Source organism: Paraburkholderia ribeironis (assembly GCF_900019265.1).
In the GTDB taxonomy this organism is placed as follows: Bacteria; Pseudomonadota; Gammaproteobacteria; order Burkholderiales; family Burkholderiaceae; genus Paraburkholderia; species Paraburkholderia ribeironis.
Genome location: NZ_CYGX02000023.1, coordinates 69,177 through 81,739, shown reverse-complemented (window position 1 = coordinate 81,739; position 12,563 = coordinate 69,177). Strand labels below are relative to the sequence as shown.

The following is a 12,563-nucleotide window of genomic DNA, read 5'->3' as shown; positions in this document are numbered from 1 at the left end:
GACAAATTCTTGCTCATAGGATCTAGGGAGTCTGTTTGTTATGCTGTCGCTTCAATGTCTGCCGTGGCTCGCGTGCGTCGCTCGTGCGCCACGCTTCACCCGGAAGCCATGCTCCAGCTCTTCTATTCGAACCGCTATGAAACGCTGGTCGGCGCACTGCTCGACGACCTCGCGCAAGCGCCCTCCGATCCCTGGGTCAAGCAGCCCGTGATCGTCCCGAGCGCCGCTGTGCGGCGGCGGCTCGAACTCGATATCGCGAACCGCCAGGGCATCTGCGCGAACGTCGAATTTGCTTATCTCGCGCAATGGCTGTGGGCGCAGATCGGCGGCGTGATCGAGGTGCCGCGGCACTCGCCATTCGCGCCGGACCGGCTCGTGTGGCGCTGCTACCGGTTGCTGGCGGACGCCGACGCGGCGCTGCCATGGAATGCGTCGCCGCGTCTGCGCACCTATCTTGATGCAGCCGACGCATCGATGCGCTACGAACTGGCGCGGCGCGTGGCGACCGTGCTCGACCACTATCTGACCTATCGTCCCGAATGGTTGCTGCAATGGCAGCAGGGCGGTTCGATCTTTGCCGGCGGCGCGGCGAACGAGAGCGGCCCGCGTCTGATCGGTGCGAGCGAGGCGGCGCGCGAGGACGAGCGCTGGCAGTCGGCGCTGTGGCGCGCGGTGCTCGCCGAGGTGGCGCAAGCCGCGGGAAATGTGCATACGCCGGCTGCCGCGTTGCCGCCTGCGTACCGCTTTCTGGAGGAAATCGGCACACTCGATCTCGAAGCGATCTCGAACGCGCAGTGGCCCGAAGCGGTCAGCGTGTTCGCGTTGCCGACCATGCCGCCGTTGCACGTCGCGTTGCTGCGCGCGCTGTCACGCTGGGTCGACGTGCGTCTGTACGTGATGAACCCGTGCCGCGAGTTCTGGTTCGACGTGGTCAGCGAGGCGCGCGTGCAGGCGCTCGACGCCGCCGGCCAACTCGACTACCAGCAGGTGGGTCATCCGCTGCTCGCCGAATGGGGGCGTCAGACCCAGGCGCAGTTGCACATGCTGCATGAGCTGACCGAGAGCGCCGCGTCCGGCGAAACCGGCGACTTCACCGGCAACCCGCAGCCGAGCTGGCTCGCCGCCGTGCAGAACGCCATCCTCGAGCTGCGCGCGGAAACCGAGACTGACGAATTGCCGAGCGAGCGCGGCATCGAAGTGCATGTCTGTCATAGCCTGTCGCGGCAGCTCGAAGTACTGCACGATCGCCTGCTTGGCTGGTTCGACGAGTTCGACGATCTGCAGCCGTCCGACGTGCTGGTCGCCGTCTCCGATCTGGCGGCCGCCGGTCCATTGATCGACGCGGTGTTCGGCACCACGCCGGCAGGCGACACGCGCCGCATTCCCTACCGGATCACCGGCTTGCCGCCGTCGCAGGCCAACCCGGTCGCGCGTCTGCTGCTTGACTGGCTGGCGCTGCCCGAGCGTAGCGTGGGCGCGCCGGAGCTGGTCGAATGGTTGCGGGTCGACGCGCTTGCCGTGCGTTACGGGATCGATGCGATCTCGCTCGAAGCCGCGCAGGAATGGCTCGCGGCAGCCGGCGCGCGGCGTGGACTCGCGCCGCTCGAGCCAACCGGCGAACACGTGCCGATCGCCCGTCATACGTTCGCGGATGCGCTCACGCGTCTTTACCTCGGCTACGCGATGCCGGACGGCGGCGAACCGGTCGACGCGTGGTTGCCGGTCGAAGGCGCTGATGGCTCGGACGCCGAACTGCTTGGCCGGCTGTCGCGCTTCGTCGACGATATCGACGGCTTCGCGGCGCGCTGCGCGATCGATCAGACGCCCGCCGCCTGGGCGCAACTGCTGCTCGAAACGCTCGCGCAGTGTTTCGACGGTGGCGTCGAGTTCGCCGGAACGCTCGCCGCGGTGCGCGATGCCATCGACAAGATGGGCGACGCGATGCAAGCCGGCGCGCACGATGTCATGCTGCCCGCCGCGGTGGTGCGCGGCGCGCTCACCGAAGCGCTCGACGACCCGGCGCGCGGCGGCGTGCCCTGGGGCAGCGTGACGTTTTCGTCGCTCACCAGCTTGCGCGGCTTGCCGTATCGGATCGTCTGCCTGCTCGGCATGGACGACGGCGTGCTGCCCAGTCTCGCACGCGCCGACGAGTTCGATCTGATGGCCGCGTTCGGCAAAGCCGGCGACCGGCAGCGCCGCGACGACGAGCGCAACCTGTTCCTCGATCTGTTGCTGGCTGCGCGCGACCGGCTCTTCATTGCGTACACGGGCCGCAGCATTCGTGATAACGCGCCACTGCCGCCTGCCGCGCTGGTCGACGAGCTGCTCGACCATCTCGCCCAGGTGTCGGCGGGCGAGGGCGCGAGTCCCGCCGAGGTGGAGCACGCGCGCCGTGCGTTCATCGTCGATCATCCGTTGCAGGCGTTTGCGGCGGACTATTTTTTGCCGCAGCGGGGCTTGTTCACCTATGACGCCGATCGCGCCGAACTCGCGACGCTGCTGGCCGCGCCGCAGCATCCGGCTGCCACACCATTCTTCGATCAGCCATTGCCGCCGGAAGACACGTCGCCGGTGGCGTTCGACGACTTCGTGCGCTTCTGGCGTCATCCGGCGCGAGCGCTGCTGCGCGATCGCCTTGGCATCGTGCTGTCGGATGCGCAAGGCGAATTGCTCGACACCGAGCCGTTCGATCTGGATTACACAGGGCGTGATGCGTTGGCCGAGCGTCTGTTGCCCGTGCTGCTCGACGCCGACATCGAACACGACGTGATGTTCGAGCGCGTCCGCCGCGTTGCCGCGGCAAGCCCCGAGTTGCCCGGCGGCGCGACCGGCGCGGTATGGCGAGCGCGCGAACTCGGCGCGTTGAGCCAGCTCGCCGCGAGCGTGCGCCGCGAGGTCGCCACGGGCGTCGAGCGCCTGCCGTTCGCGCTCGACATCGCGCCGCGCTGGCCCGACGACGTAGAGCTCGCCGGCGCACTGTTCGGTGCTCACGATACGCTGCTTCGCGAGGCGACCGACACGCCGCTGCAACTGCACGGCACGCTGAACCTGTTGACCGGAACGGGACAAGTGATTTTTCGTTACGCCAAAGCCACCGCACGCGACTATCTGTCCGCGTGGCTCGCGCATCTGGTCTACTGCGCCGCGCGACCCGATGGCCCGCGCCGCACCGTGTGGCATGGCAGCGGCGAGAGCTTTGAGCTGACGCCGGTCGCCGCGCCGCTCGATCAACTGGCGCCGCTCGCCGCGCTGTTCCGCGCGGGGCGCAGGCTGCCGCTGCGCTTTTTTCCGAAGAGCGCGTGGGCTCGCGTGAACGATAGCGAATCGGCTGCGCAAGGAGTCTGGGTCAACGACCGCGTACGCGGCGAATCGGACGATCCCGCCTTGCGCATCGCCTTGCGCGGCATGTCGTTCAAGCTCGACGAACCGTTCGCCAGCCTCGCGTCGATCGTTTTCAAGCCGCTCATCCAGCATCTGCGGAGCGCATCATGAGCGGCGCCATGCAGCACGAAGCGCTGGCCGCCGCGGAACTCGACGTGTTCGGCTGTTCGCTCGACGGCGTCAACCAGATCGAGGCATCGGCGGGGACTGGCAAGACGTGGAACATCTGCGCGCTGTATGTGCGGCTGCTGCTCGAGAAGAACCTGAACGCGGATCAGATTCTGGTCGTCACGTTCACGAAGGCGGCGACCGCGGAATTGCACGAGCGCATTCGCGGCCGTCTCGCGGAGCTGCATCGCGCGATCGAGATGGACGACGACGGCGGCGATCCGTTCATCCAGCGTCTCTTTGAAACGACCCTGGCGCCGCAACGCGGCATCGAGCGCGAGGCGGCGCTGAAGGTAGTGCGCCGCGCGCTGCGCACGTTCGATCAGGCGGCGATTCACACGATCCACGCGTTCTGTCAGCGCGCGTTGCAGGAGGCGCCGTTCGCCGCCGCAATGCCGTTCGCGTTCGAGATGGAAGCCGACGCCGCCGCGTTGCGCTTCGAAATGGCCGCCGATTTCTGGCGCGAGCAGATCGAGCCGGTGGCTCATGCGCATCCCGCTTTTGCCGCGTGGCTGGTGGCCAAACGCGCAGGTCCCGCTTCACTCGACGAACAGCTCGCGCGGCGTCTGAAGAAACCCTTGGCGCAGTTGCGCTGGGGTACGGTCGATGCAAGTGGCGGCGCTGACCCGCAGGCCGACTTCGATGCCGCCAGGGCGCTCTGGCATGCGCAGCGCGACGCGATCGTCAGTTTGCTGGGCGAGGCGCAGGAGCGGCTGAGCAAGACCACGCATAAGCCCGATCATGTGAGCGCAGCGCTCGCCGCATGGACCGATTACTTCGCGCAGGGCGACTGGCATGCGCCACCGCCGCGCGCCGCGTTGAAGCTGACGGCGTCGGCGTTGAAGAAGGCCACCAAGGTCAAGTTCGAGCCGCCCGCGCATCCGTTCTTCGACCACGCCGAAGCACTCGCGGCCGCCGTGGTCGCGGCCGAGGCCGCGCAGCGCGCGCGCTGGCTCGAACTCGTGCAGACGTGGCTCGACTACGCGCCCGCCGAACTCGTGGCACGCAAGCGCACCCGCCGCGTGGTGTCGTTCGACGACCTGCTGTCGAACCTGTATCGCGCGCTGGCTGCTCATCCGTGGCTCGCCGATGCGTTGCGCACACGTTATCCCGCTGCATTGATCGACGAATTTCAGGACACCGATCCGTTGCAGTTCGCGATCTTCAGCCGTATCTTCGCGCCGGCCGGGCCGCTGTTTCTGGTCGGCGATCCGAAGCAGGCCATCTACAGTTTTCGCGCGGCGGATCTGCATACCTATCTGGCGGCGCGGGCGGCGGCATCCGCGCGCTATACGCTGGCGGTCAATCAGCGTTCGACCGCGCCGATCGTCAACGCTTGCAACCGGCTGTTCGAAGCCAATCCGCGGGCATTCGTGCTCGAAGGGCTCGACTATCAGCCGGTGCGCGCGGGCGAGCGGCGTCGGCCGCCGTTCGCCGATCCGGCCGCGCAGGCCACGAACGCTGGCGATTTCCGCATCTGGAGCTTGCCGCAAGGTGACGCCGCGTTGCCCAAGCGCGAAGCCCAGCGCGCAGCGAGCGAAGCCTGTGCCGCCGAGATCGTGCGGCTGCTGCGCGGCGCACGCGACGGCTCGGTGACGATCGGCGACACGCCGCTCGCGCCCGGCAACATCGCCGTGCTGGTGCAAACGCACAAGCAGGGCAGTCTGATCAAACGTGTGCTGGCGGCGTGGGGCGTCGGCAGCGTGGAGCTGGCGCAGGCGTCGGTGTTCGCGACGCTCGACGCCGAGCAGATCGAACGCGTGCTGGCCGCGGTCGATACGCCAGGCGATCTGCGTCGGCTGCGCGCCGCGCTGGCGACCGACTGGCTAGGTCTCGACGCCGCCGCGCTATGGCGTCTCGAGCAGATCGCCGACGCGCCCCCAGCCGCCGACGACCCCGCGCACGTGGCCGACGCGATGGGCTGGGTCGAACGCTTTTCGCGCTACCGGACGCTATGGCACGAGCGCGGCTTCGCGGTGATGTGGCGCACGCTGATGCGTGAGCTGCGCGTCGCGCAACGGCTGGTCGCCGGGGCGGACGGCGAGCGCCGCTTGACCAACGTGAATCATCTGGCCGAACTCGTGCAGGCGCGTGCCGCCACGCAGCCGGGCATCGCGCCGACCTTGCGCTGGCTCGCCGCGCAACGCGAACAGGGCGGCGGCGAGGACGCGCAGCTGCGACTCGAGTCGGACCGCAACCTCGTGCAGATCGTCACCGTCCATAAGTCGAAGGGGCTCGAATATGCAGTGGTGTTCTGTCCGTTCCTGAACGACGGCGCGCTGCGCGAACCGCCGTCCTCCGGCTTGCCCGATGCGCGCGAGTACCACGACGAAGCCGGCGAGGCCGTGCTCCACTACGGTTGCGACGACGAGGAGGCCGAGCGCGCGTCGCGTTACGCGGCGCGCGAACAGGCGGCGGAGCGGGCACGGCTTGTCTATGTGGCGCTCACACGCGCGGTGTATCGCTGCTATCTGGTTGCGGGTACCTATCTGTCGTCGCGCTCGACGAGAGAAGCGCGCCGCAGCGTGCTGAACTGGCTGGTCGGCGGCAGCGGTCACCGCTTCGACGAGTGGCTCGCCGAGCCGCCCGATGAAGCCACGTTGATCACGCGCTGGCAGGCGCTCGCCGGCGGCCCGATCACGTTGCAGGCGCTGCCGCAGGTGACGCGCCGCACGCCGCTTGAAAGTCTTCAGGACCAAGGCGCATTCAGGCAGGCGCGGGCCAATCGCCGGGCGCTGCGCGATCAGTGGCGCATGGCGAGTTTCAGCGGACTCATCGCGGCGGGCGGCAAGGCCGACGCGGCGCCCACACCGCTGGAAGACGTGCGGCCGGATCACGATGAGATCGCCGACGCGCTCGCCGCCGTGCCCGCCTTCGCGCCAGCACCCGCGCCGCAGCCACCGTCCCTTGCCAGCGACGACATCCTCGCGTTTCCGCGTGGCGCGGCGGCCGGCGACTGTCTGCATCGCATGTTCGAACTTGCGGACTTCACCGATGCGCACACGTGGCCCGATGCGATTCGTGGCGCGCTGCGCGAGCGGCCGGCGCCGGCCGTGCCCGAACTCGCGGCCCGCCTGCCGGCGATGATGCAGGGCCTGCTCGCCGACGTCGTCGCCACCGAACTCGTGCCGGGCATGGCGCTCGCGACGCTCAATCCGCGTCGGCGCCTGAACGAACTCGAGTTTCTGTTCGCTGCGCCGTCGCTCGATTTCCCCGCGTTGCGCGAGCTACTGATCGAACACGGCTATCCCGATGTCGCGCTGGAGCCCGGCGTGTTGCGCGGTTTCGTGAAAGGATTTATCGACATGATCGTCGAGCACGACGGACGCTTCTGGATCGTCGACTGGAAGTCGAACCATCTCGGCGATACCGCCGCCGACTACGCTGCGGCGCCGCTCGAAGCGGCGATGGCGAGCCACGCCTATCATCTGCAGGCGCTGCTCTATACGGTCGCGCTGCATCGCTATCTGAAAACGCGGCTGCGCGATTATTCGTACGACACGCACATCGGCGGATATCTGTATCTGTTCGTGCGCGGCGTGCGTCCGCATTGGCGCGATGCCGATGGTCCCGCTGGCGTGCACATGCGGCGCCCTGCCTTCGAACTGGTGGCGCTGCTCGACGCGGCGATGATTGGAGGTGGCGCATGAGCACGTTCGCACAGAGCGGGTTGACACCGCCCGAGCTCGACGACATCGGCGTGAGTCTGCCCGCGCCGGCCGATTTCAGCCTCGCGCTCGCCGAAGGGTTTGCGCGCCGCATCGGTATGCTGGCACGACGCGGTGGTGCGTCGGCCGACGCGGTGAAGTGGGCGGCGCGTGGCGCGTTTGCCGCGAGTCGCGCGATCGCTGAAGGCCATGTTTGCGTGCCGCTCACGGCGCTGGCGCGACGGTTCGAGGCGTCGCGCGCCGAGGTGCGCGCGGCGTTGCTTGCAAGCGGCATGGCCAGCGATGGTGCGCAAAGCGCAGCCGCGTTGCGGCCGTTGGTGATCGACGCGGCAGGGCGGCTGTATCTGGCGCGCTACTACGACTATGAGCGGCGCCTCGCGCGCTCGCTGGTCGCGCATGCGAGTGGCGGCGACGGGCGGACGCGGGACGCGCAGGAGCGTGAGCGTGCCGTCCGCGCAGGCGGCGATGCTGTTGCCGCGCAGTGCGAAATCGGCACTGACGCCAACTTCAACGCCAACGTCGACGTCAACGTCAACGCCGCCGCCGACGCCGACGCACGCAGCTTGCGCGCGCGTCTACTGCGCTATTTTGGCCTACCGAAAGACGACGAAGTCGACTGGCAACGCGTCGCCGCGGTCATGGCTTTGTCAGGACGACTGACGATCGTCAGCGGTGGGCCGGGCACCGGCAAGACCACGACCGTGGTCGGCGTGCTGGCTTGCCTGCTCGATGCCCGCGCCGATCTGCGGATTGTGCTGGCGGCGCCCACCGGCAAGGCCGCGCAGCGGATGCAGGAAGCCTTGCTCTCCCGTGCCGGGGATCTGCCGCCCGAGCTCGCCGCGCGTTTGCCGCAGACTTCGTACACCTTGCATCGTCTGCTCGGCGCTGGGCCAGGCGGACGTTTCCGCCACCATCGCGACAATCCGCTGCCGTACGACGTCGTCGTGATCGACGAGGCGTCGATGATCGACGTCGCGATGGCCGCGCACCTGCTCGACGCGATTGCACCGCGGACCCGTCTCGTGATGCTTGGCGACAAGGATCAGCTTGCCGCCGTCGAAGCCGGCGCGGTGTTCGCCGAACTCAGCGCGCAGCCGGCCTTCACGCGCGGCGGGCTGCAACGGATTGCCGACGCGCTCGGCATCGAAGCGGCACGGCTTGCGCGCGCCTTGCCGGACGTGTCGCGCGATGAAGCCGATGAAGTCGGCGCGGCCGACGAAGCAGACGCGGCGGGCGAAGCAGACGAAGCAGACGCGGCTGGCGAAGCGCGGGCCGATGATTTCGCACCGCCCGCTGCGCCGGCCGATCTCGACGCGCCGGCTGACGATCTGTTCGCGCATGCCGATCAGCCAGATCCCTTTGATCCAACACCACCTGTAGCCGATCTCTTTGACAGCCTCGCGCCGGCAGGGGACAGGCACGCACCGGCTGCATCCGCGCCGGCGTCTTATCCGGCGACGCCGGCGCCGATCGCTCAGAGTCCGCTCGCCGACTGTGTCGTCTGGCTCGAGCGCAACTATCGGTTCGGCCTCGAATCGCCAATCGGCCGCTTGTCGCTCGCGATCCGCAACGGCTCGGCCGGTGCGGCGCTCGAGGTGCTGCAGGTCGACCCTGCCGAAGCCTGCGCCGCGGCACTGTACGAAGACATGCACGCGACGCTCACCGAGCGCACCGTCGCGCGGCTCGCGACCGGCTTCGCACCCTACGCCGATGCGCTCGCTGCAGCGCTTGCCACCGACACGCCAGATCCGCTGCCGCTCTTCGATGCGTTGAACCGTTTCCGCATTCTGTGCGCGACTCGCTCCGGGCCGCGCGGTGTCGATCAGGTGAACGTCGCGATGGCGGCCCAGGTGCGACGCGCCGCGGGTGTGACATTGGCGGTCGGCGCGCAATGGTTCGCGGGGCGTCCGGTGATGGTGACGCGCAACGACTATGCGCTCGGTCTTTTCAACGGCGATATCGGTATTGCGCTGCCGGGTGCAGGCGGCGCATTGCGCGTGTACTTCCGCACCGGCGATGGCAGTCTACGGGCGGTATCGCCGGCGGCGCTGCCGCCGCACGACACGGCGTTCGCGCTGACCGTTCACAAGTCGCAAGGCTCGGAATTCGAGCACGCGGTGTTGATGCTGCCGTCGGTGTTCAGCCGGGTGTTGTCGCGCGAACTCGTGTACACGGCGATCACCCGTGCGCGTGAGCGGGTGGAGGTGATCGGTGCGCGCGCCGTGCTGGCGCAGGCCATCGCGACGCCGACACAGCGTGACTCGGGGCTGGCCGCCCGGATTGGAGAGGCGTGGCGCCGCGCTGGGTAATCTCTGGGTAATCGCAGGTTAATCGCAGGTTAATCGCAGGTTAATCGCCAGGTAATGGCGTGATGCGGGCAGCGCACGCCGTTGCGCAGGTCCGCTCAGCTGGCGATTCCGTCCGGCTGCGTGCGTGCGTCGGCGCGATTGCGCAGCGTCTTCCGATACCACAGCGTCCACAGCGCGAGGCCGCCGTAGATGCCATAGCCGACGAACGGCGAGACGACCAGGAAGCGCTCGATCGGCCACGTGAGCGCCATCCAGGCACGCAGCGCGGTTTCGCCGGTGAGGCCTGCGCCCCACACCAGCGTCATCTTTCGCATCGCGATCGCGAGGCTTGGCCGCTCGCGCCACAGCGTTTCGAAGTGCGCGGCGCCGCCAGCCATTTCACGTGCAACGGTGGCGCGTGCGAGGTAGAAGATCAGCGGACGGCGCATCGGCAGCGACAGCAGAAACACCACGCCGACCGCGCCGGACACGAGCGACTCGCGCAACAGCAACATACGGGGGCTGCCCCCCAATGCCATCGCCGCAACCGACAGCACGATGCCGGCCACCACCATCACGCTGAGCGCGTCGACGCGGCGAAAGCGCGCCAGTTCGATCAGACTCCAGACGATCGGCGGCACGGCTGACGCGATCAACGCGCCGGTCTCGCCCAGATGTGGCAGCGCGAGCCGATAGGCAAGCCACGGCAGCAAAAAGTTGACGGCCAGTTCGACCACGAATCCGGGACGCAGCTTCATCTTAATTTACGCTGTAAGCGAAAAACGCAGTATCGACGAACTGGCGGGCCGGATGCAAATGGTTTTTCGCATGGACCGTCGCGGCCGATAGCCGTCGGTGCGGGCTCGGTGACCGGCTGCGCGCGGCGCACATCGCTGTGTACACTAACGTCTCCCAGCCCAATCCAGCCTCATGACATCCCGCTATCCGATCCCGTCGAACGAAATCGAATTGACCGCCGTGCGTGCGCAAGGGGCGGGCGGTCAGAACGTCAACAAGGTGTCGAGCGCGATTCATCTGCGTTTCGACGTGCGTGCGTCGTCGCTGCCGGACGTGCTGAAGTTGCGTCTGCTCGCACTGTCCGATCATCGGCTCACGCGCGACGGCGTGGTGATCATCAAGGCGCAGGAGCATCGGACCCAGGAGATGAACCGCGCGGCCGCGTTGGCGCGGCTCGACGAGCTGATCGAAAGTGTCAGCGTCACGCGCAAGCCGCGTGTCGGGACCCGGCCGACGCGAGCGTCGAACCTGCGCAGGCTCGACAGCAAGGCCCGGCGCGGCGAGATCAAAGCCGGCCGCGGCCGGGTGGAAGATTAGCGCATGGGGCAAGTGCCAAAAACTTAGTGCCTGACGCCGCGTGCGCGGGAACGCGTATCCGCAGCGGGGACAGTCGGCACGAAGTCGACGCACAGCACATGCATGCCGTCCCGCTCGAACGCGATCGCAGCGGTGTAGCAGTCCTGACCATCTGCGAGCGAATAATGCGGGCCCATCATCGCGACGCGTCCGGGCGCGGCGAGCGCATGCTTGAAATAGGCGCGCCGCGACCAGTTGCTGCGTGTCTGCGTGTAGAGCGGCGCGAGCCGCAACGGCGGCGCCGGTACTGAAGCGGCTGTGATCGACGGCAGGGTCTGCTCGCCTTGACCGTCGGTGATGAACACCCGGCGCGCTTCGCACAGGTGCCACACTTTTTGCGCCGCCTGGCGCAGGTCGCCGGTGACCTTGAAGGTCTCGGCCGCGGCCAGCACCGCGTCCGCGAAACCTTCGAAGCCCAGCCGTTGATGACCGGCGTGCGCGCGTTCGTAGTCGGCGAACTTGCTCCAGATCGATTCGGCCAGCGCCGGCACCTTCGCGCAGGCCGCCTGCACCGAACTCTTCGGCTGGCCGAGCCAGAAACCCTGGACGAAATCGACGTCGGCGTCCATCAGAATCATCAGTTCCTCGTCGGTTTCGACGCCTTCGGCGAGTACCAGCGTGCCGGACTGATGAAGCATCGCGATCAGGTGGCTGATCATCGAATCGTCGCCCTCGCGTTTGCCGGCGCGCGCCACTAGCGAGCGGTCGAGTTTGACGATATCGGGGCGAAAGCGCCAGACGCGATCGAAGTTCGAAAAGCCGGTGCCGAAGTCGTCGATCGCGATCAGGAAGTCGCGTGGCTGCGAGGCGGCGAGCATGCTTGCGACTGCGGATTCGTCGTCGGCGGGCTGCTCGAGCACTTCGATCACGATGCGCTCCTGCGGCAGACCGAAGTGCGCGGACAATTCATCAATGAACGCGCGTTGCGGCCAGCCGGTTTCGAACACCTGCGGCCGCGTGTTCAGAAACAGCCAGCCGGTGCTGATGCCTTGCTCCATGAAATTCGCCACATGCAGGCAGCGCGCGATGCGATCGAGCTCGCGTGCGTCAACGGCCGACAGGGTGCCCGAGAACAGGGCATCGGGCGAGACCGGCAGGCCGACCGGGTCGAACGCGCGCAGCAATCCCTCGTAGCCGACTACGCATTGATGCGTCACCGACAGCACCGGCTGGAACACGCTATGCAGTGTCAGCGCGCGCCACGTCGCGGTCCAGCCGGATTCGCCGCGGACCAGGTGCGGCAGCAGGCCGCTCAGGGTCAATTCGCTGACGGATGGCATTGGGTGGGGCATGAGAGCGGACATGAAGGCATCGTGGCAAGCGGGTGACAGGGCGCGCCAACCGGTTCAGCGCGCAACGGATGAGCAGCCCGGGCATCGCCGGGACGAATTCGATAACGCCCGGGAACGCGCAGGGTGATGCCAGCCGTGCCGCACTGCGGCGGAATTGGTCAAAACCAGTCTAGCAGTTTGCAATTCGCATGAATGTGCGGGTTATCACAGACCGGGCGGGGATCCGGCAGATCACAACGCAAACCGGCTGCTCACGCCGATCCAGCATCGCAATGCGGCAGGCGCCGGCCGGTTTCGCGTGGGTTCGCCGCGCCTGAAGCCGATGCTCAATCGCAGCACTTGTCTGCATGAGCGAGGGTAGCAGGGCGACAAGCGGCCGCCCGCCAAACTTC

6 protein-coding genes are annotated in these 12,563 nt (G+C 67.7%); 4 read left to right on the top strand and 2 right to left on the bottom strand.

The features are described from left to right. Positions 1 to 108: 108 nt before the first annotated feature. From recC to BN2475_RS11455, 3 genes are read left to right on the top strand one after another with little or no spacing between them, the layout of a single operon-like run. Positions 109 to 3,492, top strand: a complete 3,384-nt coding sequence (gene recC, locus BN2475_RS11465) for an exodeoxyribonuclease V subunit gamma (RefSeq protein ID WP_094779644.1) — start codon at positions 109 to 111, stop codon at positions 3,490 to 3,492. Next, complete coding sequence (recB, locus tag BN2475_RS11460; RefSeq protein WP_094779643.1) at positions 3,489 to 7,199, top strand: exodeoxyribonuclease V subunit beta; 3,711 nt, start codon at positions 3,489 to 3,491, stop codon at positions 7,197 to 7,199. The genes recC and recB overlap by 4 nt, the downstream gene beginning before the upstream one ends. After that, positions 7,196 to 9,526, top strand: a complete 2,331-nt coding sequence (locus tag BN2475_RS11455; RefSeq protein ID WP_094779642.1) for an AAA family ATPase — start codon at positions 7,196 to 7,198, stop codon at positions 9,524 to 9,526. Before recB ends, BN2475_RS11455 begins: the two co-directional genes overlap by 4 nt. 95 nt (positions 9,527 to 9,621) lie before the next feature. Here the strand turns inward: BN2475_RS11455 and BN2475_RS11450 are convergent, their stop codons facing one another. Beyond that, positions 9,622 to 10,263 (bottom strand): VC0807 family protein, encoded by a 642-nt coding sequence (locus tag BN2475_RS11450; protein WP_094779641.1) that lies wholly within the window; start codon positions 10,261 to 10,263, stop codon positions 9,622 to 9,624. A gap of 172 nt (positions 10,264 to 10,435) precedes the next feature. Here BN2475_RS11450 and arfB point away from each other — a divergent pair, with 172 nt between their 5' ends. Next, positions 10,436 to 10,840 carry an alternative ribosome rescue aminoacyl-tRNA hydrolase ArfB gene (gene arfB, locus BN2475_RS11445; protein ID WP_094779640.1) on the top strand — a complete coding sequence of 135 codons (405 nt, stop codon included), beginning with the start codon at positions 10,436 to 10,438 and terminating at the stop codon, positions 10,838 to 10,840. A gap of 23 nt (positions 10,841 to 10,863) precedes the next feature. Here arfB and BN2475_RS11440 read toward each other — a convergent pair whose 3' ends face one another. Beyond that, complete coding sequence (locus tag BN2475_RS11440) at positions 10,864 to 12,183, bottom strand: EAL domain-containing protein (protein WP_245841264.1); 1,320 nt, start codon at positions 12,181 to 12,183, stop codon at positions 10,864 to 10,866. Positions 12,184 to 12,563: the final 380 nt, after the last annotated feature.